The sequence below is a fragment of the Balneatrix alpica DSM 16621 genome, from assembly GCF_000619885.1.
Lineage (GTDB): Bacteria > Pseudomonadota > Gammaproteobacteria > Pseudomonadales > Balneatricaceae > Balneatrix > Balneatrix alpica.
The window spans coordinates 61,139-85,754 of record NZ_JHUZ01000017.1; the positions used below are offsets into that span (position 1 = coordinate 61,139).

Sequence of the window (24,616 nt, forward strand, 5' to 3'; positions counted from 1 at the left end):
TATCCCTCAAGCACCGGCGCTGCCAACAGCGCCGGTGATGTCGTTTATGCCAGGACTGTCATACAAGTGTCATATTGACGGAATAAAGTAGCGGCAGTCTGACTAATTGAACTGATCCCATGAATACACAAGCCCGAGTTTCTCCTCCTGAACTGGATTTTGATACCCCGGCCCTGAGACGCCACCGCCGGGTGCGCGCCCTCAAAGACCGGCTGGCCGAATGGGTCGTTGGCATTGGCGGCATCAGCGTGATTGTGGCCGTGCTGCTGATCTTCTTTTACCTGCTGTATGAAGTTGCGCCCTTGTTTGAAGGGGCAAGCATGGAGCCCTGGCAGCAGAACGAACAGCCTCTGCCCGCTTACCAACTCAGCGAGCTGAAGGGCAAACCCCTGTATCTGACCCTGGAGGAGCAGGCCGAAGTGGCGCTGCAGGTCACCGATCAGGGCGAACTGGCCTTTTTCAGCAGCCAAACCGGCCAATTGCTGAGCCAGCAACAGCTCAATCTCCCTGCCGGGGTAAACATCACCAGCTTTGCCTTACAGTCAGAAAGCAGCCATCAGTTTGCCCTGGGCTTTTCCAATGGCCAGGCACTGGTGATTAAGCACGAATACAAAATCACCTACCCCAACAACAAACGTCTGATCACCCCCCGGATCGAATTCCCCTATGGCGAAACCCCGATCCAGGTGCTCAGTGATGGTCAGGCCATTGAATATCTGGCGGTACGGGATGAAGATCGCGCCCTGGCGCTGGTTGCCAGCCACGGCCAGCAACTGGAGCTGGTGCGTTACAGCAAAGACACCAACTTCATCACCGAAGAAGTCGAACTGACCCGCAACGCCTACAAACTGCCACAAAGCAACCGTGCCCTGCGTGGCATTGAGATTCTGCCCGGTCAGCAATGGGTACTGGTTGGCGAGAGCAATGGCAGCCTCAGCCTGTTCGACATTCGCAATCTGGAACAGCCGCTGCTGGCAGAGCAACTGAATGTCAGCAAGGGTGAAATTACCGAGCTGGAGCTGCTGCTCGGCGGTCAGTCCCTGCTGATTGGCGACACCCTCGGCACCGTCAGCCAGTGGTTCCTGGTACGCGATGATAAGGGCGACTGGCACCTGCAACGTATCCGTGATTTCAAGCGTGATGGCCACAAAGTCGTTACGATTGCCACCGAACACCGCCGCAAAGGCTTTGCTGTCGCCTATGAGGATGGCCTGGTCAGCTTCTATAACACCACCGCAGAAACCAATGTGCTCAATGAACAACTGTTCGAAGCCGGTGCCGCCAAGCTGATCGCCTTTGGTCCCCGTGGTAATGCCCTGCTCAGTCAGAACCAACAGGGCCAGCTGCAACTCTGGAGCGTCTACAACAAGCACCCGGAAGTCTCGCTGAAAAGCCTGTGGGGTAAAGTCTGGTATGAGGGCTATGAAGATCCGCAGTACGTGTGGCAGTCCTCCTCCGCCAGCAATGATTTCGAACCCAAATACAGCCTGATGCCGCTGACCTTCGGCACCCTGAAGGCAGCCTTCTATGCCATGTTACTGGCCATGCCGCTGGCGATCTGTGGCGCCATCTATACCGCTTACTTCATGGCCCCGTCGCTCCGCCGCAAAATCAAACCCTTTATTGAGCTGATGGAAGCCCTGCCCACCGTCATCCTCGGCTTCTTTGCCGGCCTGTTTCTGGCCCCCTTCGTCGAGACCAATCTGACCTTTATCTTTATGGCGCTGCTGCTGGTTCCGGTCGGTATCCTGGCCTTTGCCTTTGCCTGGGCACAGATGCCCTCGGCGATTCGTCATCGCCTGCCGGAAGGCTTCGATGCCCTGCTGTTGATTCCGGTGATCCTGCTGCTGATTTTCGCCATCCTCGGCGTCACCGAGCCGGTGGAAAACAGCTTCTTTGGTGGCGACATGCGCACCTTTATCACCAATGAACTGGGGATTAACTTCGACCAGCGTAACGCCCTGGTGGTTGGCCTGGCGATGGGTTTTGCCGTGATCCCGACCATCTTCTCCATCACCGAAGATGCCATCTTTGGTGTACCCAAATCCCTTACTTATGGCTCCCTGGCCCTGGGTGCCACCCCCTGGCAAACCCTGGTGCGGGTAGTCATGCCCACCGCCTCCCCCGGTATCTTCTCGGCGGTGATGATTGGTCTGGGCCGCGCCGTGGGGGAAACCATGATCGTACTGATGGCCACCGGCAACACCCCGATTATGGATGTGAACATCTTCGAGGGCATGCGTACCCTGGCCGCTAACATTGCGGTGGAAATGCCAGAGTCGGAAGTGGGCTCCTCTCACTACCGCATCCTGTTCCTTGCTGCCCTGGTGCTCTTCGGTTTCACCTTTGTGATGAACACCGCCGCGGAAATCATCCGCCAGCGCCTACGCAAGAAATATGGCTCCCTGTAATTAAGGTAGACGGACAAGATTATGAGCGTGTCATTTAAAGAATGGACTAAATCAGGCGCCCCCTGGGTGTGGCTGAACGCCGGTGCCGTCGCCATCAACGTGCTGATGGTGGTGGCCCTGTTGGGGGTAATCGCCGTGCGCGGCCTGGGTCACTTCTGGCCCGCCGATATTATTCAGGCGCAATACCTCAACGAAGAGGGACAGCCTGAAAATATCATCGGTGAAATCACCAATGACGAATGGGTACCCGCCCAGCGCCTGCGGGATATCGGTGTTGATATTCCCGCCGAGGTGGAAGAAGTCGAACGCTACCTGCTCAAAGTGGGTAACCGCGATGTCTACGGCGGCGACTTCCGCTGGGTACTGGCAGGCAATCTGGAAAATGTACGCCGGCCGGAAATGCTGTTCGCCGCCGAACGGCGCGAGTGGGGTAACTTCTACGGCTACCTGCGTGAAGTGAAAGAAAATGGCCAGGTCGTGGCCAGCTTCCAGGGCACGGATAGCAATGCCGAAGGTGAGCAAGCCTGGAATGAACTGCAAGCCCGCCTGGAGCGCGCCGAAAGCATCCATGCCGACATTTACGCCATCGAAAAACACGAGATTGGCTCGGTTAACTATGAAATTGAACGCCTGCGCCTGAAGGAGCGCCGCCTGCAGCTGGAAGGGCGCAACACCCCCGACCGCCTGGCGGAAATCCAGGCCGAACGCGATGCTTTAAACCGGGATTATGAAGACATGCAGAGCCGCTTAATCAGCCTCTACGAGTCCTTCAACCGCGATAGCATTGTGGCCGAAGCAATGAATGGCCGCATGGTGGAAATCCCCTTGGCGAAAATCGTCCGCGCTTACCGTCCCAATGCCATGCACCTGGGGCAGAAGATCGGCTTTTACGGCGCCAAGATTTGGGAATTCTTGAGCGATGAGCCCCGTGAAGCCAATACCGAAGGCGGTATCTTCCCCGCTATTTTCGGTACCGTGATGATGGTGATCCTGATGTCCGTGATGGTCACCCCCTTTGGTGTGGTGGCCGCAGTTTACCTGCGTGAGTATGCCAAGCAGGGTGCCATCACCCGCATTATCCGCATCGCGGTAAATAACCTGGCCGGGGTGCCCTCAATCGTTTATGGGGTATTTGGTCTGGGCTTCTTTGTCTACTTCCTCGGTAGCCACATTGATGATGCCTTCTTCCCCGAGGCGCTGCCCGCCCCCACGCTGGGCACCCCGGGCCTGCTGTGGGCCTCCCTGACCCTGGCGCTGCTGACAGTACCGGTGGTGATTGTCGCCACCGAAGAAGGCTTAAGCCGTATTCCCCGTGCCGTACGTGAAGGCTCCCTGGCCCTGGGCGCCACCAAGGCGGAAACCCTGTGGCGCGTGGTACTGCCGATGGCCAGCCCTGCGATGATGACCGGGGTGATTCTGGCGGTGGCCCGTGCCGCCGGTGAGGTTGCACCGCTGATGCTGGTAGGGGTGGTCAAGCTTGCCCCCAGCCTGCCGCTGGATGGCAACTATCCCTTTATTCACCTGGATCAAAAGTTTATGCACCTGGGCTTCCATATCTATGACGTCGGCTTCCAGAGCCCCAACGTCGAAGCGGCCCGCCCCCTGGTGTATGCCACTGCCTTCCTGTTGGTGGTGGTGATTGCCCTGCTGAACATGACCGCCGTAGGCATTCGTAACCGCCTGCGTGAAAAGTACAAAGCCCTGGAAATGTAAGCCAGGCCAGCGGCAACCCTTAACCGAATTTTGCCAGGGCCCAGTGGGCCCTTAAGCGAGAAAACGATGAGCGCAATTCAAATTCAAACCGAAGTCAAAGCCAGCAACGGTCTTAATCTGGCCAATGAAACCGCCGCCCTGACCGTGAACGATCTGAAATTGTTCTACGGTGACAAGGAAGCCCTGCACGGCATCAACATGATGATCCCGAAAAACCGGGTGACCGCCTTTATCGGCCCCTCCGGTTGCGGTAAATCCACCCTGCTGCGCTGCTTTAACCGCATGAATGACCTGGTGGATGGCTGCCGTATTCACGGCCAGATTCTGCTGGACGGCCAGAATATTTATGAGCGCAAGGTGGAAGTTGCTGAGCTGCGTCGCCGGGTGGGGATGGTATTCCAAAAGCCCAACCCCTTCCCCAAGAGCATCTACGAAAACGTTGCCTATGGCCTGCGTATCCAGGGCATCAACAAAAAGCGGGTACTGGATGAAACCGTCGAGTGGGCACTGAAATCCGCTGCCCTGTGGGAAGAAGTCAAAGACCGTCTGCATGAATCCGCCCTCGGCCTGTCCGGTGGTCAGCAGCAGCGTCTGGTGATTGCCCGCACCATCGCCGTCAAGCCTGAGGTCCTGTTGCTGGACGAACCGGCCTCCGCCCTGGACCCGATCTCGACCCTGAAAATCGAAGAGCTGATCCACGAGCTGAAAGACCGTTTCACCATCGTCATTGTCACCCACAACATGCAGCAGGCCGCGCGGGTTTCCGACTACACTGCTTTCATGTACATGGGCGACCTGGTGGAGTACGGCCCCACCGACACCCTCTTTACCAACCCCAGCCAGAAAAAGACCGAGGATTACATCACCGGTCGTTACGGCTAAGTTCAGCAGCATTCACAGGGCACTCATACCACTCTGGGGGACAAGATTATGCAAATGCAGGATATGCACTCTGACCACATCTCCGGTCAGTTCAACGCCGATCTGGAAGAAATCCGCAGCAAGCTGCTGGCGATGGGCGGCTTGATTGAAAAACAGGTACAGGATGCCGTCACCGCGCTGGTGGAATCCAACACCGAATTGGCGCAAACCGTGCGTGCCAATGAAAAGCAGGTCAATGCCATGGATGTCAGCATCGAAGAAGCCTGCATCCGTATTATTGCCCGTCGCCAACCCGCCGCCTCCGATCTGCGCTTAGTGGTCTCGGTCTACAAATGCGCCAGCGACCTGGAACGGATGGGGGATGAAGCCAAGCGCATTGCCAAGATGGCCATCAAACTGATGGACGAAGGCCAGGCCCCCCGTGGCTACGTGGAAGTGCGCATGATCGGCAACCACGTACTCGACATGGTGCGCCAGACCCTCACCGCCTTTGCCCGTTATGACCTGGATGCCGCCTACGCCGTCGCCAAGGAAGATCGCCTGGTTGACCAGGAATACAAAACCGCCATGCGCTCACTGGTGACCTATATGATGGAAGACCCGCGCTCCATCTCCAGCGTTATCAACGTTATCTGGGTACTGCGTGCGCTGGAGCGCATCGGTGACCATGCCCGCAATATCGCCCAATACCTGGTGTATCTGGTGAAAGGGGAAGATATTCGTCACACCGGCCTGGAAAACTTCAAAGAAGTGGTGGAGAAAGGTAAAAAAACCTAAGTGCCCATCCTGTTGCTATTAGAGGGTCTACGCCCTACCTTGAATCAGCCCGGCAAGCCCGGGCTGATTCACAGAGGAACCCCCATGGCCAAGCAACATCACTACCAGCTCACCACCGTCTGGACCGGCAACCTCGGCCAGCACACCCAGGACTACCGCTCCTATAGCCGCAACCACGATTACCGTATCGATGGTAAGCCCGTGCTGGCAGCCTCCTCTGACCCAGCTTTTCGCGGTGACCCGCAGCGCCATAATCCGGAAGACCTGCTGCTGGCAGCGGTGTCCGGCTGCCATATGCTGTGGTATCTGCACCTCTGTGCCGAGGCGGGCATTGCCGTGCAAAGCTATGAAGACCAGGCCGAAGGCACCATGCTGCTGGAAGCCGATGGCCGCGGCTATTTCAGCGCCATCACCCTCAAGCCCCAGATCCTACTGGCCAAGGGCGATATCGCCCAAGCTGAGGCGCTGCATGCCCAAGCCCACCATTACTGCTTTATTGCCAATAGTTTGAACTTTGAGGTGCAATGCCACAGCCAGATTCGCCTGGCTTAACAAGCACTGAACCATTGAGCGCCGCCGTTGAGACACAAAAGCTAGTCTCGACGGCATTGCTGACCACAGCTGTCAGTCAAACCAAGCCAGGCACTCAGGCGATAGCGATGCCGGGCAAAGTGACGGTAACCCCACTGCCACAGGGGCGCCAGCCCTGGCAAGGCCAGCACTCGGGCTAAGCTTGTGCGCCCCACCGCACGATAAATCAGCACAAAGGCCGGTACCCCTTGCCAAACTTGCCCCTTCGCATCACGCACATGTAACTGGGCATCTAACGCCGACGACTCCAGACCTTCAGCTGAGGCATCAAAATCCACGGCTTGAATATCTCGCAGCCGCAAGCGCTGTTGCCGATCCTGCTGTGCCAGCCAGGCCATTTCTTTAGCGCACAATGGGCAGGCACCGTCATAAAACACTTCTAATGGATACATACCACACCTCCTGCACCCTGTACGTCTTGGCCGTTCAGCCAGATCTGCAGAGTTTTGCAAAGCCCCTTTACACAGCCTTGACGCTTTTTCTGCGACACTGCTCTTACCCCTTTGGTTCGCTGCCGGTCATCCTATGCATCAGCGTTGACGTATAGCGTCAGGCAGCTCCCTTTCAATCCGCCACTTTCAAACCGCCATTTGCGCTGCCTGGGGGCGGTATGTTCATGAAGCTGCTTAAGCGGCAAGGAAGAGTGTAATGTCTCCTCAATCCAGATGGCTCCAATTCAACCCTTGGCAAGCACTCACCCTTTTCATGGTAGCGCTAGTCACCCTGACCAGTGGCTGTGCCCGTCAGGAAGACAATCCACTGTACGCCCCCTCTGCCCAACTCGCGCCCTATCAGCAGGCCAGTTTCAGCGAGTACGTGCAGCAAACCCAAGCCCACCTGGCGGCCAACCGTGTATTTTTGAGTTCCCATCAGGCCGAAGAAGTCGCCCTTAACAGCCCCTGGCAACGCGCCCCCGCGCAGCCGGCTAAACGTGGCATCTTACTGGTACATGGGTTGGGGGACTCACCCTATTACTTCACTGACCTGGCCGAGCCATTGCTGCAGCAGGGCTTTATCGTGCGTTCCCTGCTGCTGCCCGGCCATGGTACCCGCCCTGCTGATCTGATGTTGCCGCAACTCCAGGATTGGCAGCAGATGCTTGAGCACCAGCTGGCACTGCTACAGCAAGAAGTTGATGAAGTCTGGCTAGGGGGCTATTCCACCGGTGCTAACCTGGTCACCAGTGCCGCCATTCAGCACCCGAACGTTGCGGGGTTGCTGTTATTCTCTCCTGGCTTTGTACCAGGCAGTGCCCTGGTACGTTTCGCCCCGTGGATAAGCTGGGTGATGCCCTGGGCCGATCAGGATCCTGCCTTGAATCCACTGCGCTATGATTCTTTACCCATGCAAGGTGCGGCGCTCTATTACCAAAGTGTTGAGCATGTCCAGCAGCAACTCAAAGAGAAAGGCTACAACAAGCCAACCCTGATGGTGCTCAGCGAAGGGGATTCGGTATTGGATAGCCGGGCAATAGCTCATCTGTTTGATCAGCATTTTAGCCACCCCGCCAGTCAATTGTTGTGGTTGGGTGATAACCCACCGGCACTGCCACGTCTACAGGCGTTCAGCATGAAGTTACCGGAACTGCGGATCAGTCAGGGTTCCCATATGAGTCCGCTGTTCTCGGCAGATAATCCCTACTATGGGCGCCAGGGTAGCCAGCGCATCTGCAATAACGGCCAAAGCCTGGAGGCAGAACAGGCCTGCCAGCAAGGGGCCACCACCTGGTATGGCCCCTGGGGATACCAGGAGCCTGGCAAAATTCACGCCCGACTGAGCTGGAACCCTTACTTCAGCCAAGTCAGTGCCGCCATCCAGCAGTTACTTAGTCCTCTGCCAGCCGGGGCCTGAGCAGACTACCCGCCAGCAAACCGCCATCCAGATTCAGCTCCGCACCATTGAGATAGCTGGCCTCATCCGAGGCCAGTAACACCGCCACGGCGGCTACCTCCTCCGGCCGACCAAAACGCTGCATCGGACAGTCCTGTACCAAGGCCTGCATCCGCGCTTGACGATCGGGCCCCTGCCCCAGCATGGGCTCCCACATTGGGGTTAAAATCGCCGCCGGATGGATAGAGTTGCAGCGAATCGCCAAACCTTGCTCAGCACAGTAGAGCGCCACACTTTTACTATGGTTACGCACCGCCGCCTTGGACGAGGCGTAGGCCGCCGCCCCAGGGATGCCTACCAGGCCGGAGCGGGAGGAGATATTAATAATCGATCCCGCCCCAGCTGGACGCATGGCGCGGATACCGTATTTACAGCCTAAAAAGACGCCATCCAGATTGGTGGCATGCACCGCCCGCCAAGCACTCAGGCTGGCATGCTCCGGGTCCTGCGGGGCCGTCTGCCCCTGTTCAAAACCGGTAATACCGGCATTATTGACCAGCACATCAAGCTGCCCGACCTGCGCCATCGCCGCCTGCCAGTCGCCTTCTTCGCGCACATCCAAATGCAGGTAACGGGCCCCTAACCGCTGTGCCAAGCGTTGCCCTGGCTCATCCTCGATATCCGTCAGCCATACCTTGGCCCCTTCCGCCACAAAAGCCTCAGCAATTGCGGCCCCTATGCCCTGGGCTGCCCCACTAATCAAGGCAACCTTGTTGGTTAGTCTTGTCATCCTGACCTCCTTTTGACATTGATCTGAATCCTGCACAGGGTAGTCACAGATTGGCCGAATATCCTCTTCACTTGGCTGATTGGCCTCTCCTGCCCGCTGCGCTGCCCAGCGATACTGAGGACAGATCAACCTTACCACCCTGGAGTCTGCGATGAGTTCCGCCGTTAGCCGAGTGCCCGCCGCCTGTGCCAGTGCTGCACTGGCCCACTTTGAAGCTTTGCTGGCCTTTGAAACCGATTGTTGGGATGTCCACCATGCCCTGAGCAACCAACGTCAGGACTTTGTGCTACTGGACGTACGGGGTGAGCAAGCCTTTGCCGCCGGCCACATTGGCGGTGCCATCAACCTGCCTCACTCACGTATCAACGCCGACAGTCTGGCGGCCTACCCCACCGATACCCTGTTTGTGGTGTATTGCGCCGGGCCCCACTGCAATGCCACCGAAAAGGCCGCCATCCGCCTGGCCAAGCTGGAGCGCCCGGTGAAGAAGATGATCGGCGGTGTCTGTGGCTGGTTGGATGAGGGCTTTAGCCTGCAACCTGCCGATCAGGCTTAAACAGAGGGGTCGAGGAGCAGCCAGGCTGCTCCTCCCTGGATTATTGCAGGGCTTTTACCCATTCATCCTCAATAAACCATTTCTGGTAGAGGCGGTCATAACTGCCATCGCCCTTAATCTGGCGTAAAAAGTTATTAAGAAAGTTCAGGAAGTCCGGATCGCCTTTGCGCACCGCCCAACCCAGGGGCTCATAGGTAAAGGGCTGGTCGAGATGCACCAGCTTGTCACCATGCAAAGCCTTGTAGAAGGCATTCAAGGGCAGGTCATAGATAAAAGCCTGAGCACGCCCGTTGATCACTTCCATCACCCCATCCGCCTCACTTTCAAAGACGCGGATTTGGGCCTTATCCAGCATCCGCTTGGCCACAATATCGCCGGTGGTGCCCAGCTTGGTGATGACAATATGTTCAGGTTGGTTCAGCTCCTGGAAACGGCTGACCTGCCCCTGCAAGGCCGGCGCCAAAAGCACAGACTGCCCCACCACCACATAGGGATCGGCAAAGTTAACCTGCAGATTGCGCTCAGGGGTAATGGTCATACCGGACATCAAAATATCGCACTTGTCCGTCAGCAACGCCGGAATGATGCCATCCCAGGCGGTATTCACCGGGGTAAACTTCACCCCCATCGCCTTGGCCATCATCTTGGCCAGATCAATATCAAAGCCGATGTCATCCCCGGCTTTGTTCTTCATCTCAAACGGCATATAGCCTGCTTCAAAACAGACCCGCAGGCTGTTATTGGCCAGAATGTTATCCAAGGTGGAGGCCGCCTGGGCACTCAGACTCGCCAGGCTCAGTGCTGCCGCCGCTAACCAGTTAGTGACTTTCATCGCTTACTCCTTCAGTTAAAAACGCAGGGACAGGCAGCTCACGCCACCATCGAGTTTCTGAAATTCCGAGGTGTTGACCTCCAGCACCTGATAACCCAGGGCGGCGACCTGTTGACGGGTATGCGGGTGGCCAGCCGGCATAATGACGTAGTCGTTCACCCAGATAGAGTTGGCGGCATAGGCTTCTGCAGCCGGTACGATAATGCGGTTGAAGCTGGCGAATTCCTCCCGATGCACAAACTCACCGGTAATCAGCAGATTGTTATGCTCCAGATAAGCCAGGCCGGTTTTCAGGTGCAGCATTTCCGCCATGGTCACCACCGAGCCGGTCATACCATAACGCTGCAAAATGGCGATCAACTGGGCGGCGCCCTCGGCATTGGTACGCGCCGACAGGCCAATATAAAAATGCTGACCGACCATCATCACATCTCCGGCCTCCAGGGTGCCGGGGGCTTCGATCTGCTCCAACTGTGGATAAAAGCGGGCTAATACCGGTGCCATTAAACCCGCCTCATCACGCCGACTCGGCGCACCCGGACGGGTAATGATGGCGCAGTGAGGGGTACAGAGCGCGACATCCTCAACAAAGCAGGAATCGGGAAAGGCTTCATCCGCCGCCAGCACGGTAATATCCACCCCGGTCTTCAGCAGGGCATCGGCATAATCGTGGTGCTGACGCAGGGCCAGGGCATAATCGGGCAGGCCCAGATTGGCCGCACTCAGGCCTTGCAGCATAGAGGACGCCGGCTGACGCAAAATACAGTGTTTAAACATGGCAGCTCCTAAAAAAACAGTGAAGTCATGCCTGTGTCTATCAACTGCCATGCCAACTTTTCGCCGCCACAGAAACCACTAACTCTTTGATTTTTATAGAGTCATGCACCAGCACCGTCATCACAGGCTAGCCTTTCCCCACAGCGAAAAGATGAAATATCGTCAATTGGCGAAAATTCGTCAGCCGATAGCATCAGGCTTTTACACTAATCAGCTGACTTTGCTTGCAGATTTGACGATTTTTCGTCAAGTTGGAGCCAACAAGGAGAATGACGATGACAGCTTCTGCTCCCCCTGCCAGTCTCGATAGCCTGCTGCAGCCCTGGCGTGAATTCCTCGATGCGCTGCAACTGCCGATTACCCTGATCGATCAACAGGGGCGTTTTCGCTACTTTAATCAGGCCAGCGCCCGTATCGATGGCACTCAACCAGAGGCAGTGCTGGGACGACACCTGCTGGAGGCCTGCCCCAGTCTCAGCGCCGACACCAGCACCCTGCTGCGCTGTCTGCAGGGGCAACGCTTTATCAACTGCCACCAGCGCTATAAAAATCCCCTCGGCCAGGTATTTGATTACCTGCATACCGCCCTGCCCCTGCAAAATGCCCAGGGGCAGATCGTCGGAGCAATTGAAGTTGGCCGGGATCTAAGCGATTACCGCCGTCTGACGGAACAGGTAGTGGACTTATCCGCCCGCTTAGGACGCCAACAGGATAGGCAGCCCGAGCTCGATATCATCAGTAAAGACGCGGCCATGCTGCAACAGCTGGCACATTTGGATGCCTGCGCCCGCACCGACGTGCCCATTCTGCTCTATGGCGAAACCGGCACCGGCAAAGAACTGTTTGCCCGTCGGGTGCAGCGCCATAGCCATCGGGCTGAGCAAGCCTGGATTACCCTCAACTGTGCCGCCATCCCCGCCACTCTGCTGGAAAGTACCCTGTTCGGCACCAGCAAGGGCGCCTTTACCGGTGCGGAAAACCGCCCTGGTCTCTTTACCCTGGCCGATGGCGGTACGCTGTTTTTAGATGAGCTCAACTCGATGCCAATCGAGCTACAAAGCAAGCTGTTGCGGGTGCTACAGGATGGCCGACTCACCCCCCTTGGCAGCGCCCGCAGTCAACAGGTTAATGTGCGGATCGTGGCGGCCTTGAATCAGCCACCCTGGGAAGAAATTCGCGCCGGACGTTTACGGGAAGATCTGTTTTATCGCCTCAATGTCGGCTTTATCCGCATTCCACCGCTACGCGAGCGGCGCCAGGATATTGCCCTGCTGGTACAGCACTTTATCGAGCGCTACGCCCCCGAGATTCGGCCCTCGGTACAGGGGGTAAGTGAGCCGGTGCTGGCGGAGCTGATGGCTCACTCCTGGCCCGGTAATGTACGTATGCTGGAGAACCTAATCCAGCGCAGTCTGCTCCTCAGCGAGGAGCAAAGCCCCTGGCTGAGCCGCGTCTATGGGTTGGATGAAGCCATTGCCGTCCCTGACAGCCACCATCAGCCTCAGGTCACTCCCTCTGCACCCGCCGCCACACACCCCAACCTAAGCCTGCCAGAACAACTCATCGCCCTGGAACGGCAATTGATACAACAGGCACTCAAGGATCAGCACGGGCATATTGGTAAGGCCGCAGAGCAGCTCGGCATTCCCCGCACCACCCTGCAATCCAAGCTGAAAAAGATGGAGCAGTCAGGCTTCCAGCAGTGAGCAGTCGAGCCAGTCACTGCTGTGGACAACATCGGCGTAGTCTTCCTGCATATTGGCGAGTGACAGGGCATGAATTTCCTCTGCCGGCCACCAGCGCCCACTCAAATCATGCTTACCGAAGGTAAAGCAGGCATCCGCCACCACCCGTACCTGGAAGCCACGGTTGGCGGCACTGCGTACAGTGGCCTCCACCGAGTTGTGGGTACTGACCCCGGCAATCACCAGGTGCTGCCAGCCGTGCCCGCGCAGCCATTCCTCCAGGCCGCTGTGGGTAAAGGCATCCGGCACTTTTTTATCCCACACGGTTTCCCCGTCACGGGGACGAAATGCCTCCTGGAACTCCACCCCCGACTGCTCTGGCCAAAAGGGCGACTCCGGCGAAGTAGAAAGGTGGCGCACATGCAACAGTGGCCAACGCTGCTGGCGCCAATGCTGCAGCAGCGCCGCCAAACGCTGCTCAGCATGAGGATTATTACGTGCGGGAAGGCTCGGCCAGCGCATTCCCTGCTGCATATCGATCAACACCAACACTGCCGCCATGGCCTTCCCCCTCGCTGAGACTGTGGATAAACCTTAGCTCATTAGTGCGGTCATTAAAGCGCAGGAGCAACATGTTATCTCTCGACCCTCAGCGGGTGCCTGCCACCTTTATATCTGGGTAAAGATTTCCGCTGCCGGCAAACGCGCTTTAGCCAGGGTAGCATTAAAGTCCTGTTCGGCACGGTATCCCAAGGCCACCACGGCAATAGCGGTAAAACCCTGCTCACGCAGACCGAACTCTGTATCCAGTGCTTTCATATCAATGCCTTCCATCGGCAGAGCATCAATTCCCAAGGCTGCCGCCCCCAGTAGCAGAGTACCCATATTGAGATAGACCTGTTTCTCCATCCAATGCTGGGCATCTTTTAAATCATGACGATGGATATTAACGAAGGTTGCCCGGGCGCCGCGCACCATTTCCTTGTGCGAAGGCTCCGCAAAACGTCCTGCCTGCTCCTCTGAGTCCAGCAGATGCTGCAGATACTCATCACTGATTTCAGTCTTGGCACAGAACACCACCACATGGGAGGCATTGAGTACCTTTGCCTCATTGAATTGGAAAAAGCCCTGGGTGCCCTTAGCCACCCGTGCTTTACCTGCTTCACTGCTGGCAATGACAAAATGCCAAGGCTGGGAGTTCACACTGGATGGACTCAAGCGCAGTAGCGACTGCAGCTGCTCAACCTGTTCCGCGCTGATTTTACGCGCAGGATCAAAGGCTTTGGTGGAATAACGGCTCAGGGCAATATCAGTCAGATTCACAACACACCTCATTGAATAAACTATGATCAACTCGTGGCTGCGTATAATATGGCTATTCTTATTTTCGACAAGTACGCACATTTTTGGCATATAGGCACAAAATGGATACTGTAAAACACACCCGTTATCAGGATTATGCCGGCGAAGCTTGCCCGGTAGAGGCCTCCCTGGAGCTTTTTGGCGGCAAGGGCAAAGGGATGATTCTGTATCATCTGATGAGCGGAACCCTGCGTTTTAATGAGCTGAAACGACGTTTAGGTGCCATCACCCAACGCATGCTGACCAAACAACTACGCGAACTTGAGCAAGTGGGCTTGGTGCATCGTGAGGTTTACCCCGAGGTGCCACCCAAGGTGGAATACAGCCTGACGGCCATGGGGCAGTCGCTGGGGCCGATCCTATTGGCGCTCAAACAATGGGGGGAGCAGCATGCCTTACCGCAACTCTGGCGGCTGCAACAGCCTTCTCAAGGTGATGATGATCACACCGACCAATAGGGAGGATCACCGAAGTAATCGGCAAAATAATCGATAAAGGCACGCACCTTGGGCGCTAACTGACGAGAACTGGGATAGAGCGCCCAAATGGCCGCTTGGCTGATGAGTGGATACTCCGTGAGAATACTGAGCAGCTCACCACGTTGCACATGCTGGTAGGCATTCCAACGGGAAATCTGAGCAATGCCAAGGCCCGCTACACAGGCATCACGCATGGCCTCACCATTATCCACCCGTAAACGTCCTTGGGTTTTCAGGGTCAATTCACCCTGCTCCGTACTAAAACTCCAGCTATCCAGACCAATCAGGTGAATACACTGGTGCTGTAACAGCTCCTGCGGGTGCGTGGGCACGCCTGCTCGTGCCAGATAGTCAGGGGCCGCGTAGAGTTGCCGATGGTCAGTAGCCAGCGCCCGCGCGACCAGAGTGGAGTCGGTCAGGCTGGAGTTACGGATCGCAATATCAAATCCACCACCCACCAGATCCACTTGGGTATCGGTCAAACGCATGTCCAGATGCAAATCAGGGTAACGCTGCAAAAAGCCAGGTAGTGCCGGAATCAGATGCATTCGCCCAAAGGAGGCAGGAGCGGTAATACGCAGGATGCCGCTCGGTCGACTCTGCCCCACCCCGACGGAAGTCAGAGCCGCCTCCACACTGGCCAGCACATCCTCGGCGTGCAGCAAGAAGGCCCGCCCCTCCTCACTCAATGCCACCTTGCGCGTGCTGCGATGGAGCAAGCGCACCCCCAAATCTTGCTCCAACTTGCTTAAATAATTGCTGGCCACCGCAGCCGATAGCCCTAACTCCTGCCCAGCCTGGCTAATGTTGTGGGTGGCCGCCACCCGGACAAACAGGCGCAAATGCTCAATATTCATCGCTTATTATCAATTTTTCATTGAAAGTAATTCCAAATTTAGCTCAATTATCAAATTCAATCTTGAGTAATAAGCTTGTCACTACCTAAACAAACTCAGCAAGAGACAGCACATGGCTTATTACTCCGTCCTCGAAGTCACCCCTACCCGTGATGCCTGGATTCCTGACTATCTGGAACCGGCTAACCGTCTCGTTGCCCAATATGGCGGCAAATATCTGGCACGTACCGCCAACCACCAACGTCTGGAAGGAGAAGGCCCGGCAGTCGCCCTGCGGATTGTGATTGAATGGCCAAGCAAAGAGGCCGCCATCGGTTTCATGCAAGACGAGCAATACCGCCCGCACTTGCAAGCCCGTACGGCCGGCTCCATCAGCCATCACTTTCTGATTGAAGGTAAAGACGACCTGAGCTAAGCCAACCGCATCCAAGGAATACGGTGATGAACACCTTTGCCACCATTAATCCGGCCTATAACCAGACCTTTCGTCCTAACCGCCTGAGTCTTGGGGTCATTTCCCCCTTGGAGTCTTATGCGGTAGGGGCCTTACCCAACCTGGAGCAGCATCTGCAACGGGTGCAGCAGGCAGAGCAGTTAGGCTTCGCGGCGATCTGGCTGCGCGACATCATTCTCAATGTCCCCAGCTTTGGCGATACCGGCCAGGGCTTTGATCCTTTTGTTTACCTCGGCTTTTTAGCCGCCCATACCCAGCGCATCGCATTGGGTGTCGGCAGCATTATTTTACCGCTACGCCACCCTGCCCACGTCGCCAAGGCCGCGGCCAGTGTCGATGCTTTATCCGGTGGACGTTTGTTACTGGGTATCGCCTCGGGTGATCGACCCGAAGAATATCCAGCTCTCAAACAAGACTTTGCTAACCGCAGTGCCGCCTTTCGCCACAGTTATGCCTATATCCGTCACATGGGCGAACCAACACCGCGTTTTGACAATGCCTGGGGACAGCTCAATGGCGAGCTGGATATGCTACCCAAGCCCCATGCTGCACGGTTGCCCTTGCTGATTACAGGAGCCAGTCAGCAAGCCCCCGCTTGGGTGGCAGAAAATGGTGATGGCTGGATTACCTACCCACGCGCCATCGCCACCCAAGAGCGCATCATTCATGACTGGCGCAGTCGGATTGCCGCTGCTGGGCTAGCCAACAAGCCAGCCATGCAATCGCTCTATATCGACTTACAAGATGACCCCAACGCCCCTGCTCGCCCTATTCACCTGGGCTTCAGTTCCGGGATCAACGCCTTGCGTCACTATCTCAAACAACTGGAAGGCATTGGCATCAACCACGTCGCCCTCAACCTGCGCTTTAATCAAGCAGAGACAGGCGCAACCCTCGAGCGTCTGGCCGCTGAACTCTTGCCAGACTTTCCGACCCTGCCGAACGATTAAGGGACTGCTTATGCGCAAAACAATCCTCATTACCGGCGCAACCGATGGCATTGGTCTGGCGCTAGCCAAGCGGTTGGCCAACGACAACCATCTGCTGCTCTTGCATGGCCGCAACGCGGAAAAGCTGGCTGCTATCCGTCAGCAACTGGCTTTCTCCCACGCTCAGATCGAAACCTATCAAGCCGACTTCTCGCGTTTAGATGAGGTGCAGCAACTGGCGGTGCAAATCCGTCAGCAGCACAGCCAGTTAGATGTATTGATCAACAATGCCGGCGTCTTTCGTACTGCCCAGCCCCATACGACCAGCGGTATTGATATCCGCTTTGTGGTCAACACCCTCGCCCCTTACCTGCTCACTCGCCTGCTTTGGCCATTACTGCATGCCAACAGCAGGGTACTCAACCTGTCCTCTGCAGCCCAGGCTCCGGTCGATTTGCAAGCCTTGCAGGGTCAACAGCATCCCACTGATGCCTTTAATGCCTATGCCCAGAGCAAACTGGCCATCACCATGTGGAATCACCATCTGGCCAGACAGCACCCGGATGGCCCCTTGTTGTTAGCCATTAATCCCGGCTCGTTGCTGGCCAGTAAAATGGTGCAAGAAGGCTTTGGCCTGCCCGGTAAGGATTTGAATATTGGCGCCCGTATTCTGCAACGGGCAGCACTTGAGGATGAGTTCCGTCAGGCGCAGGGGCAGTATTTCGATAATGATCTGGGCACATTCAACGACCCTCACCCCGATGCCCTTTCCCCCAGCAAAAATAAAGCGCTGGTTGAAGTGATCGACAAGGTTCTGGCACAACAGGGCCTTGCCGTTTAGGCTAGCGACCGTGTTCACTGAACGGGATGTTTGATCATGCAGGTACGCTTAAGCCACAGCGGTGATGCCGCCGCCCTGGCCCGCTTTTATCAGGACAATGCCGCCTTTTTGCAACCTTGGGAGCCACTACGCCCGGCGGGATTCCACCAGCTCAGTGCCTGGCAGGAGCGCTTGCAGCAGCGTGAGCAAGAGCAGCAACAGGGCCGGGGGGCGTATTTTGTTGCTTATCAAGATGAGCAGCTTATTGGCGTCTGCAATCTGAATAACGTTGTCCAGGGAGTGTTTCAGGCGGCGCATTTAGGCTATGCCCTGGCACAGTCGGCCCAGGGTCAGGGCAAGATGTTCAGCATCTGCCAACAGGTGTTGGATTACGGTTTTAACCCGTTAGGGCTGAATCGCATTATGGCCAATTACATGCCGCACAATCTGCGCTCTGCCCGCCTGTTGCAGCGCCTCGGTTTTGTCATTGAAGGCAAAGCCAGCCGCTATTTACAGATCAATGGCCGTTGGGAAGATCACATTCTGACCGCCAAACTCAATCCGGCCAGGCTATCTGAGTAAGGCCTAGGGCAAATACCAGACAAAAAAAACGCCGGCTAAGCCGGCGCTAAACAATTGCCCCCTCAGGCAAGACGGTTTTCAGTCTGAGGATCAAACAACACCGCTTTGCTCATATCGAACATCAGCTGCATGCTTTCTCCCACTGGCTTCTGGGAACGCGGTTCAATCCGCGCATCCACTTCCTGGCCATTCAGGCTGATTTCAATCAGGGTGTCGGCGCCAGTCGGCTCAGCCACTTCCACACGGCAATCCACCAAACGGCACAACGGCTCATCCTGACGATGTGGCATAACGTGGGTGATCTGCTCAGGGCGCAGACCCAACACCACCTGTTTATTGACATAGGCATCCAGGTTACCGGCAGCATGGGGCAACGGTAGAGTGAACAGCTGATCGGCATGATTACGCAGCTCCACCCCATAGCCCTGCTCCAGTTTCACCAGCGTGGTCTTGATAAAGTTCATCGCCGGGGAGCCCATAAAACCGGCCACAAACATATTGACCGGGTTGTCATAGATGTTTTGGGGGGTATCCAGTTGCAACACAACCCCATCACGCATTACCGCAATCCGATCCGCCAAGGTCATGGCTTCAATCTGGTCATGGGTCACGTAAACGATGGTGGTGCCCAGCCGCTGGTGCAGTTTCTTGATCTCGGTACGCATCTCTACCCGCAACTTGGCGTCTAGGTTGGACAGCGGCTCGTCAAACAGATAAATCTTCGGCTTGCGCGCCAGTGCCCGCCCCATCGCCACCCGCTGACGTTGGCCACCGGACAGCTGGGAGGGTTTACGATCCAGCAGATGTTCGATCTGCAGCATCTTCGCTACCCGCTCCACCTCCTGTTCACGCTCCTCTTTCGCCACCTTGCGGATCTCCAGACCAAAGGCGATGTTTTCCCGCACGGTCATGGAGGGATAGAGCGCGTAAGACTGGAACACCATGGCGATGTCGCGGTCTTTCGGTGAACGGTAGGTCACATCATCCCCACCGATACGGATACTGCCTTCGGTGATGTCGTCCAGGCCGGCGATAGCGTTCATCAGGGTCGACTTACCGCAACCTGAAGGGCCAACCAGAATCAGGAACTCACCGGAGTCGATACTGATATTGATGTCTTTGAGAATACGAACCTTGCCGTAGTCTTTGATTACATTAACGATATCCAGAGCAGCCATCGTGCTTACCTCTTAAAGCTGTTAACCCTTGACCGCTCCGGCGGTCAGACCACGCACAAAGTATTTACCCGCCAGCACATACACCAATAGTGTGGGCAAGGCGGCAATAATGGCGGCGGCCATGTCGACGTTATATTCCTTCACCCCGGTGGTGGTATTGACCAGGTTGTTCAACGCCACCGTCACCGGTTTGGTGTCGTGACCGGAGAACACCACCCCAAAGAGGAAGTCGTTCCAGATCTGCGTAAATTGCCAGATGATGCACACCACGATGATGGGCGCGGAAACCGGCAGCAGAATGCGCCAGAAGATCATGAAGAAGCCTGCGCCATCGAGCTTGGCAGCCAGTACCAACTCATTAGGAATACCGACATAGAAGTTACGGAAAAACAGGGTGGTAAAGGCAATGCCATACACCACATGCACCAACACCAAACCCGGGGTGGAGTTGGCCAGATTGAAGTAGCCCAGAGTTTGCGCCATCGGCAGCAAAATCACCTGGAAGGGGATAAAGCAACCAAACAGCATCAAACCGAAGAACAGATCACTCCCTTTAAACTTCCACTTGGTCAGGGCATAACCATTCAGTGCCCCCACCGCAGTGGAGATCAGCACCGCAGGCAAGACGATCACGAAGGAGTTCCAGAAGTACCCACCCACCCCTTCACAGGACACCCCGGTACAGGCTTCACTCCAAGCCTTAGTCCAGGCATCCAACAGAATTTCCTGGGGGAAGCTAATCAGGTTACCGCCACGGATATCCGCCAGGCTTTTTACCGAGGTGAATACCATCACAATTAATGGCAGCAGGTAGAAGGCCGCCGCACCCAGCAGAATACTGTAAATAATGACCCGGTTAGCGCGCTCACGCAGGGAGAAAGGACGTGCATTAGCCATTGCGCTTGCTCCTTAACTCGGAATACAGGTAGGGAACCAGCAGCGCCAGCACACCCGCCAACATCATGATCGCTGAAGCGGAACCCAAACCAATCTGGCTACGGGTAAAGGCATGGGCATACATAAAGGTCGCGGGCAAGTCAGTGGCATAGCCGGGACCACCGCCCGTTAAGGCCATGACCAGATCAAAGCTCTTGATTGCAATGTGGGCCAAAATCATCACCGCACTGAATACCACCGGACGCAGGCAAGGCAACACGATGCGCCAGTAGATGTAAGGCATGCTGGCACCATCAAGCTGGGCCGCCTTCACCATACTGGTATCGACACCACGCAGCCCCGCCAGGAACATCGCCATCACAAAGCCCGATGACTGCCACACCCCGGCAATGACGAGGGTATAGATCGCCATATCCGGATTCACCAACCAGTCGAAGGTGAAGTTTTCAAAGCCCAGGTCTTTCATCAGTTTTTCCAGACCCAGACCAGGATTCAGAATCCACTTCCAGGCGGTACCTGTCACAATAAATGACAACGCCATGGGATAGAGATAAATGGTACGGATGGCGCCCTCCTGGCGAATCCGCTGATCCAACAACACTGCCAGCAACGCTCCCAAGGCCAGACAGATGATCATAAACAAGCCGCCGAAGATCAGCAGGTTCTTGGCTGCTACCAGCCAGCGCTCATTGGTGAAAAGGCGCACATACTGTTCAAACCCTACAAAGTTGTAAGTCGGCAGCATGCGGGAGTTGGTAAAAGACAGCACGGCTGACCAGCCGATAAAGCCGTACACGAAGATCAGACTGACCAGGAAGGAAGGCGCCAGCACCAGCTTCGGCAACCATTCCTGCAAACGCACGTCCCAGCCAGGTTTTGCCTGGGTAGAAGCGGGCGCCACTGCAGCCTGTTTCAGGGCAGAGTTACGGGAGGACATCGTAAATCACCTTATTACTACGGGGGAGTGGCAGGCCCCTAAGGGCCTGCCGGAAGGCGGATTAACCCGCAGCCTTCACTGCCTTCAGCAGCTTCTCAGCAGCTTGCTCGGCAGTCATGTTGGCATCGTTAAAGAAGTTGGTGACCACGTCGTAGATCGCACCCTGTACATAAGACGAGGTGGACATACCATGGGCCATAGAGGGCACCAGGGTATTGCTCTTGGCGGTCGCAACGAAGTCATCCATCGACTTAGTCGCACAACTGTCGAAGTTGTCACGCTTGATGTCAGGACGGACAGGGATAGAACCCTTGTTGACGTTAAACACTTCCTGGAAGGTCGGCTCCATAATCAAACGAGCCATGGCCTTTTGCGCTGCTTCCTGGGCTTCAGTGGTAACCTGGAACATAGCAAAGGAGTCAATGTTGAAGGTGTAAGCATTCTCAGTACCAGGCACGGCTACGCAGAGGAAATCTGTGCCAGCTGTTTTGCCTGCAGCAGTGAATTCACCCTTAGCCCAGTCACCCATGATCTGGAACGCCGCCTTACCATTGATCACCATCGCCGTGGCCAGGTTCCAATCACGACCAGGGGCGTCCGGATCCATGTAATCTTTCAGGCGCTTGAAGGTAGCCAGCACCTTGACCATGGTCTCACCGCCCAGGGCATCATCATCCAGCTCAACGAAGGCTTTGTTGTAAAACTCCGCTCCACCGATGGAGAGGGCAACCGCCTCAAAAATAGTGGCGTCTTGCCAAGATTGGCCACCGTGCGCCAGGGGGATGTAACCTGCGGCTTTGATTTTGTCTGCCGCGGCAAAGAAGTCATCCCAATTGGAAGGCACACCGTCCACACCCGCAGCCTTCAATACCTCGGGGTTGGCCCATACCCAGTTGACCCGGTGAACGTTTACCGGTGTCGCTACATAGCGATCCTTATACTTCATGACGTCAGCCACCACGGGAGGTAGCAGCTCATCCCACTTGTTCTCCGCAGCAACACCATTCAGGTCACCGAGGAAGCCCAGCTCACCCCACTCCTGAATATCAGGGCCTTTGATTTGCGCGGCAGTGGGAGGGTTACCGGATACAGCACGGGATTTCAGCACGGTCATGGCACTTTCACCACCGCCACCGGCGACCGCGAAGTCTTTCCAGGTATGACCTTCTTTTTCCAGTAGATCTTTCAGCACGGCAACGGACTTGGCTTCACCACCAGATGTCCACCAGTGCAGAACCTCTACTTCACCAGCTTGTGCTTGCACGGAAGTTAGACCACTGATTGCCAGGGCCAGTGCAACGGGCTTGAATACTTTCATTGAGGAAACCCCTATTCATTTTTTTTGTGAGGGATACACATCCACTTTGGATGTCATCCCAACATAGTTTCGGGGCAGGCAGAACACACGTTATATAAACCTACGTAGTTTTAGCGCTTTATTACCAACTTGTAATATTTGTCCGCACAACTTCAGTCAGTAACCACTTACCCTCTTGGGAAAAGCCCAGGGTAGCGATAAACTTAGCAGCACCAGCGCCTGTCAGTCGGCAAGCGCCCAGCATCGACCAAGAGGGGTGAACACACCCCCCAGCGAAGACAGAAAAGGATCACCCCATGCCACTCTCCCGCGACGCCGCACTCAATATCGCCAAGGTTCTGAGTGAAGCCTTGCCTTACATCCAGCAATACGTTGGCAAAACCATCGTGGTCAAATATGGCGGCAATGCCATGATTGACGAAGAGCTGAAGAACGCCTTTGCCCGTGACATCGTGATGATGAAGCTGGTCGGCATCAACCCCATCGTGGTGCATGGTGGTGGCCCACAAATCGGTGACCTACTAGCCAAACTGAACATTGAGTCCAAGTTTGTTGGTGGTATGCGGGTAACCGATGCCGCAACCATGGACGTGGTGGAAATGGTACTGGGCGGTCAGGTAAACAAGGATATCGTCAACCTGATCAACCACAACGGCGGCCGCGCGATGGGCCTGACCGGTAAGGATGCCCGTTTGATTGTGGCAAAAAAACTCAAAGCCACACACAAAACCCCTGAGATGCAGGCGCCGGAAATTATCGACATCGGCCATGTGGGTGAAGTGAAGCACATCAATGTCGATGTCCTGAATCTGCTGGTGGCCAGCGACTTTATCCCCGTAATCGCCCCCATTGGCGTCGATGAGCAGGGCCAATCCTACAACATCAACGCTGATCTGGTTGCCGGTAAAGTGGCGGAAGCGCTGAAATGCGAAAAGCTGATTCTATTAACCAACATCGCTGGACTGCTGGATAAGCAAGGTCGGGTGATGACCGGTCTCAGCCTGGCAGATGTCGACGCCCTGATTGAAGACGGCACCATTACCGGCGGCATGCTGCCGAAAATCGGTTGCGCCCTGGATGCGGTACGCAATGGGGTTAAACGTGCGCATATCATTGATGGCCGGGTTGCCCATGCCACCTTGCTGGAAATGTTTACCAATGAGGGTGTTGGCACCCTGATTACCAACGAACACCTCTAATAGCCCATATGACCTGCCCCCACCGGGGGCAGGGCTAGCACAGGAATGACTCAGGCATGAGTGACACGGCCAAACCCCGCAAAGGCGAAGCGAAACAGCGTATTCTCGAAGCCCTCGCTCGGATGCTGGAGCAGGATCCCCAGGGACGTATTACCACCGCGGCGCTGGCCAAAGAGGTAGGAGTAACCGAGGCGGCCCTGTACCGCCACTTTCCCAGCAAAACCCGGATGTTTGAAGGCCTGATCGACTTTGTTGAAGAAAGCCTCTTTTCCCGCATCAACCTGATTCTGGAGCGGGAAAGCCACACCCCGCACCGGGTACAGCAAATCCTCACCCTGGTGCTCGCCTTTGCCGAGAAAAACCCAGGACTAGCGGTGCTGCTCACCGGCGATGTACTGGCGGGAGAGCACGAACGTCTGCATCAGCGCATCCGCCAGGTGTTTGACCGTATCGAAACCCAACTGCGACAAATTCTGCGTGAAGCAGAACTGCGCGAACAACTGCGCACCCTCAAGCCTCCCAGTGTTTGCGCCAGCCTGTTACTAGCGGTAATAGAAGGAAAACTGCGCCAGTTTGTTCGCTCCCAATTTGAGCGCAACCCCACTGAACACTGGCCGGAGCAATGGGTACTGCTCAAGGCGCCACTGCTGTGGCCAGTCAAGCCTGAAGCCGAAGCCGAAGCCGAAGCCGAAGCCGAAGCCGAAGCCGAAGCCGAAGCCGAAGCCGAAGCCGAAGCCGAAGCCGAAGCCGAAGCCGAAGC

General features: G+C 56.1%; 25 protein-coding genes and 1 pseudogene. 15 read left to right on the top strand and 11 right to left on the bottom strand.

Features of this window, described 5'->3' with window-relative positions; all coding sequences use genetic code 11:
- The first annotated feature begins 119 nt into the window (after positions 1-119).
- The 5 genes from Q334_RS0109285 to Q334_RS0109305 all read left to right on the top strand — a co-directional run bounded on the left by Q334_RS0109285 (position 120) and on the right by Q334_RS0109305 (position 6,335).
- Positions 120-2,411 carry an ABC transporter permease subunit gene (locus Q334_RS0109285; protein ID WP_027312972.1) on the top strand — a complete coding sequence of 764 codons (2,292 nt, stop codon included), beginning with the start codon at positions 120-122 and terminating at the stop codon, positions 2,409-2,411.
- A 21-nt stretch (positions 2,412-2,432) separates the two neighbouring features.
- Positions 2,433-4,124: a phosphate ABC transporter permease PstA gene (gene pstA / locus Q334_RS0109290; protein WP_027312973.1), complete on the top strand. Its 1,692-nt coding sequence runs from the start codon at positions 2,433-2,435 to the stop codon at positions 4,122-4,124.
- Between the two features lie 66 nt (positions 4,125-4,190).
- Positions 4,191-5,006, top strand: a complete 816-nt coding sequence (gene pstB, locus Q334_RS0109295; RefSeq protein WP_051527672.1) for a phosphate ABC transporter ATP-binding protein PstB — start codon at positions 4,191-4,193, stop codon at positions 5,004-5,006.
- A gap of 48 nt (positions 5,007-5,054) precedes the next feature.
- Positions 5,055-5,783, top strand: coding sequence for a phosphate signaling complex protein PhoU (phoU, locus tag Q334_RS0109300; RefSeq protein WP_027312975.1), 729 nt, complete (start codon positions 5,055-5,057; stop codon positions 5,781-5,783).
- Between the two features lie 84 nt (positions 5,784-5,867).
- The gene (locus tag Q334_RS0109305; RefSeq protein WP_027312976.1) at positions 5,868-6,335 is read left to right on the top strand and encodes an OsmC family protein; all 468 of its coding nucleotides are present in this window, start codon (positions 5,868-5,870) and stop codon (positions 6,333-6,335) included.
- A 41-nt stretch (positions 6,336-6,376) separates the two neighbouring features.
- Here Q334_RS0109305 and Q334_RS18610 read toward each other — a convergent pair whose 3' ends face one another.
- A complete protein-coding gene (locus Q334_RS18610) occupies positions 6,377-6,766 on the bottom strand; it encodes a thiol-disulfide oxidoreductase DCC family protein (RefSeq protein WP_051527673.1) in 390 nt (129 codons plus the stop codon).
- A gap of 256 nt (positions 6,767-7,022) precedes the next feature.
- Between Q334_RS18610 and Q334_RS0109315 the strand changes: the two genes are divergently transcribed.
- Complete coding sequence (locus tag Q334_RS0109315) at positions 7,023-8,225, top strand: alpha/beta hydrolase (protein WP_051527674.1); 1,203 nt, start codon at positions 7,023-7,025, stop codon at positions 8,223-8,225.
- On the opposite strand, the gene Q334_RS0109320 is transcribed toward Q334_RS0109315, so the two are convergent.
- Positions 8,200-8,994, bottom strand: a complete 795-nt coding sequence (locus Q334_RS0109320; RefSeq protein WP_027312978.1) for an SDR family oxidoreductase — start codon at positions 8,992-8,994, stop codon at positions 8,200-8,202. The genes Q334_RS0109315 and Q334_RS0109320 overlap by 26 nt on opposite strands.
- Before the next feature lie 151 nt (positions 8,995-9,145).
- On the opposite strand from Q334_RS0109320, the gene Q334_RS0109325 reads away from it, so the two are divergent.
- The gene (locus Q334_RS0109325; RefSeq protein ID WP_027312979.1) at positions 9,146-9,550 is read left to right on the top strand and encodes a rhodanese-like domain-containing protein; all 405 of its coding nucleotides are present in this window, start codon (positions 9,146-9,148) and stop codon (positions 9,548-9,550) included.
- Between the two features lie 40 nt (positions 9,551-9,590).
- Here the strand turns inward: Q334_RS0109325 and Q334_RS0109330 are convergent, their stop codons facing one another.
- Positions 9,591-10,382, bottom strand: a complete 792-nt coding sequence (locus Q334_RS0109330) for a transporter substrate-binding domain-containing protein (protein ID WP_027312980.1) — start codon at positions 10,380-10,382, stop codon at positions 9,591-9,593.
- A 15-nt stretch (positions 10,383-10,397) separates the two neighbouring features.
- On the bottom strand, positions 10,398-11,159 hold the full coding sequence (locus Q334_RS0109335) for a dimethylarginine dimethylaminohydrolase family protein (RefSeq protein ID WP_027312981.1): 762 nt from the start codon (positions 11,157-11,159) through the stop codon (positions 10,398-10,400).
- A gap of 275 nt (positions 11,160-11,434) precedes the next feature.
- Here Q334_RS0109335 and Q334_RS0109340 point away from each other — a divergent pair, with 275 nt between their 5' ends.
- On the top strand, positions 11,435-12,865 hold the full coding sequence (locus Q334_RS0109340; protein WP_051527675.1) for a sigma-54 interaction domain-containing protein: 1,431 nt from the start codon (positions 11,435-11,437) through the stop codon (positions 12,863-12,865).
- Here Q334_RS0109340 and Q334_RS0109345 read toward each other — a convergent pair.
- Positions 12,848-13,405 carry a cysteine hydrolase family protein gene (locus Q334_RS0109345; protein ID WP_027312983.1) on the bottom strand — a complete coding sequence of 186 codons (558 nt, stop codon included), beginning with the start codon at positions 13,403-13,405 and terminating at the stop codon, positions 12,848-12,850. The genes Q334_RS0109340 and Q334_RS0109345 overlap by 18 nt on opposite strands.
- Before the next feature lie 108 nt (positions 13,406-13,513).
- Positions 13,514-14,167: an oxygen-insensitive NAD(P)H-dependent nitroreductase NfsB gene (locus Q334_RS0109350; protein ID WP_027312984.1), complete on the bottom strand. Its 654-nt coding sequence runs from the start codon at positions 14,165-14,167 to the stop codon at positions 13,514-13,516.
- 101 nt (positions 14,168-14,268) lie between these two features.
- Here Q334_RS0109350 and Q334_RS18615 point away from each other — a divergent pair, with 101 nt between their 5' ends.
- The gene (locus Q334_RS18615; RefSeq protein ID WP_035461258.1) at positions 14,269-14,664 is read left to right on the top strand and encodes a winged helix-turn-helix transcriptional regulator; all 396 of its coding nucleotides are present in this window, start codon (positions 14,269-14,271) and stop codon (positions 14,662-14,664) included.
- Here Q334_RS18615 and Q334_RS0109360 read toward each other — a convergent pair.
- Positions 14,649-15,542, bottom strand: coding sequence for a LysR family transcriptional regulator (locus Q334_RS0109360; RefSeq protein ID WP_027312985.1), 894 nt, complete (start codon positions 15,540-15,542; stop codon positions 14,649-14,651). The two genes, Q334_RS18615 and Q334_RS0109360, sit on opposite strands and share 16 nt — an antisense overlap.
- 112 nt (positions 15,543-15,654) lie before the next feature.
- Between Q334_RS0109360 and Q334_RS0109365 the strand changes: the two genes are divergently transcribed.
- Genes Q334_RS0109365 through Q334_RS18620 form a run of 4 tightly spaced genes read left to right on the top strand, consistent with a single transcriptional unit; the run spans position 15,655 to position 18,327 of the window.
- Positions 15,655-15,957: a DUF1330 domain-containing protein gene (locus Q334_RS0109365; protein ID WP_027312986.1), complete on the top strand. Its 303-nt coding sequence runs from the start codon at positions 15,655-15,657 to the stop codon at positions 15,955-15,957.
- Between the two features lie 26 nt (positions 15,958-15,983).
- Positions 15,984-16,946, top strand: coding sequence for an LLM class oxidoreductase (locus Q334_RS0109370; RefSeq protein ID WP_035461260.1), 963 nt, complete (start codon positions 15,984-15,986; stop codon positions 16,944-16,946).
- A 10-nt stretch (positions 16,947-16,956) separates the two neighbouring features.
- The gene (locus tag Q334_RS0109375; protein WP_027312988.1) at positions 16,957-17,766 is read left to right on the top strand and encodes an SDR family NAD(P)-dependent oxidoreductase; all 810 of its coding nucleotides are present in this window, start codon (positions 16,957-16,959) and stop codon (positions 17,764-17,766) included.
- Between the two features lie 36 nt (positions 17,767-17,802).
- A complete protein-coding gene (locus Q334_RS18620) occupies positions 17,803-18,327 on the top strand; it encodes a GNAT family N-acetyltransferase (RefSeq protein ID WP_035461262.1) in 525 nt (174 codons plus the stop codon).
- Between the two features lie 62 nt (positions 18,328-18,389).
- Here Q334_RS18620 and Q334_RS0109385 read toward each other — a convergent pair whose 3' ends face one another.
- From Q334_RS0109385 to Q334_RS0109400, 4 genes are all read right to left on the bottom strand, one after another.
- On the bottom strand, positions 18,390-19,505 hold the full coding sequence (locus Q334_RS0109385; protein WP_027312989.1) for an ABC transporter ATP-binding protein: 1,116 nt from the start codon (positions 19,503-19,505) through the stop codon (positions 18,390-18,392).
- Between the two features lie 21 nt (positions 19,506-19,526).
- A complete protein-coding gene (locus Q334_RS0109390) occupies positions 19,527-20,402 on the bottom strand; it encodes a carbohydrate ABC transporter permease (RefSeq protein ID WP_027312990.1) in 876 nt (291 codons plus the stop codon).
- A complete protein-coding gene (locus Q334_RS0109395) occupies positions 20,395-21,339 on the bottom strand; it encodes a carbohydrate ABC transporter permease (protein ID WP_051527676.1) in 945 nt (314 codons plus the stop codon). Before Q334_RS0109395 ends, Q334_RS0109390 begins: the two co-directional genes overlap by 8 nt.
- Positions 21,340-21,400: 61 nt before the next feature.
- Complete coding sequence (locus Q334_RS0109400; RefSeq protein WP_027312992.1) at positions 21,401-22,657, bottom strand: ABC transporter substrate-binding protein; 1,257 nt, start codon at positions 22,655-22,657, stop codon at positions 21,401-21,403.
- A gap of 296 nt (positions 22,658-22,953) precedes the next feature.
- On the opposite strand from Q334_RS0109400, the gene argB reads away from it, so the two are divergent.
- Together argB and slmA are read left to right on the top strand one after the other, a co-directional pair.
- Complete coding sequence (argB, locus tag Q334_RS0109405) at positions 22,954-23,856, top strand: acetylglutamate kinase (protein ID WP_027312993.1); 903 nt, start codon at positions 22,954-22,956, stop codon at positions 23,854-23,856.
- Between the two features lie 56 nt (positions 23,857-23,912).
- Positions 23,913-24,506: pseudogene (slmA, locus tag Q334_RS18625) on the top strand (nucleoid occlusion factor SlmA); the annotation flags it as partial.
- Positions 24,507-24,616: the final 110 nt, after the last annotated feature.

Coding starts and splice junctions, on each gene's coding strand:
- pstA (WP_027312973.1), top strand. CDS start 2,433: ATGAGCGTGTCATTTAAAGAATGGACTAAATCAGGCGCCCCCTGGGTG.
- Q334_RS0109285 (WP_027312972.1), top strand. CDS start 120: ATGAATACACAAGCCCGAGTTTCTCCTCCTGAACTGGATTTTGATACC.
- Q334_RS0109375 (WP_027312988.1), top strand. CDS start 16,957: ATGCGCAAAACAATCCTCATTACCGGCGCAACCGATGGCATTGGTCTG.
- Q334_RS0109340 (WP_051527675.1), top strand. CDS start 11,435: ATGACAGCTTCTGCTCCCCCTGCCAGTCTCGATAGCCTGCTGCAGCCC.
- Q334_RS0109305 (WP_027312976.1), top strand. CDS start 5,868: ATGGCCAAGCAACATCACTACCAGCTCACCACCGTCTGGACCGGCAAC.
- Q334_RS0109395 (WP_051527676.1), bottom strand. CDS start 21,339: ATGTCCTCCCGTAACTCTGCCCTGAAACAGGCTGCAGTGGCGCCCGCT.
- pstB (WP_051527672.1), top strand. CDS start 4,191: ATGAGCGCAATTCAAATTCAAACCGAAGTCAAAGCCAGCAACGGTCTT.
- Q334_RS0109385 (WP_027312989.1), bottom strand. CDS start 19,505: ATGGCTGCTCTGGATATCGTTAATGTAATCAAAGACTACGGCAAGGTT.
- Q334_RS18610 (WP_051527673.1), bottom strand. CDS start 6,766: ATGTATCCATTAGAAGTGTTTTATGACGGTGCCTGCCCATTGTGCGCT.
- Q334_RS0109345 (WP_027312983.1), bottom strand. CDS start 13,405: ATGGCGGCAGTGTTGGTGTTGATCGATATGCAGCAGGGAATGCGCTGG.
- Q334_RS0109390 (WP_027312990.1), bottom strand. CDS start 20,402: ATGGCTAATGCACGTCCTTTCTCCCTGCGTGAGCGCGCTAACCGGGTC.
- Q334_RS0109330 (WP_027312980.1), bottom strand. CDS start 10,382: ATGAAAGTCACTAACTGGTTAGCGGCGGCAGCACTGAGCCTGGCGAGT.
- Q334_RS0109315 (WP_051527674.1), top strand. CDS start 7,023: ATGTCTCCTCAATCCAGATGGCTCCAATTCAACCCTTGGCAAGCACTC.
- Q334_RS0109335 (WP_027312981.1), bottom strand. CDS start 11,159: ATGTTTAAACACTGTATTTTGCGTCAGCCGGCGTCCTCTATGCTGCAA.
- argB (WP_027312993.1), top strand. CDS start 22,954: ATGCCACTCTCCCGCGACGCCGCACTCAATATCGCCAAGGTTCTGAGT.
- Q334_RS0109400 (WP_027312992.1), bottom strand. CDS start 22,657: ATGAAAGTATTCAAGCCCGTTGCACTGGCCCTGGCAATCAGTGGTCTA.
- Q334_RS18620 (WP_035461262.1), top strand. CDS start 17,803: ATGCAGGTACGCTTAAGCCACAGCGGTGATGCCGCCGCCCTGGCCCGC.
- phoU (WP_027312975.1), top strand. CDS start 5,055: ATGCAAATGCAGGATATGCACTCTGACCACATCTCCGGTCAGTTCAAC.
- Q334_RS0109325 (WP_027312979.1), top strand. CDS start 9,146: ATGAGTTCCGCCGTTAGCCGAGTGCCCGCCGCCTGTGCCAGTGCTGCA.
- Q334_RS0109370 (WP_035461260.1), top strand. CDS start 15,984: ATGAACACCTTTGCCACCATTAATCCGGCCTATAACCAGACCTTTCGT.
- Q334_RS0109365 (WP_027312986.1), top strand. CDS start 15,655: ATGGCTTATTACTCCGTCCTCGAAGTCACCCCTACCCGTGATGCCTGG.
- Q334_RS18615 (WP_035461258.1), top strand. CDS start 14,269: ATGGATACTGTAAAACACACCCGTTATCAGGATTATGCCGGCGAAGCT.
- Q334_RS0109360 (WP_027312985.1), bottom strand. CDS start 15,542: ATGAATATTGAGCATTTGCGCCTGTTTGTCCGGGTGGCGGCCACCCAC.
- Q334_RS0109320 (WP_027312978.1), bottom strand. CDS start 8,994: ATGACAAGACTAACCAACAAGGTTGCCTTGATTAGTGGGGCAGCCCAG.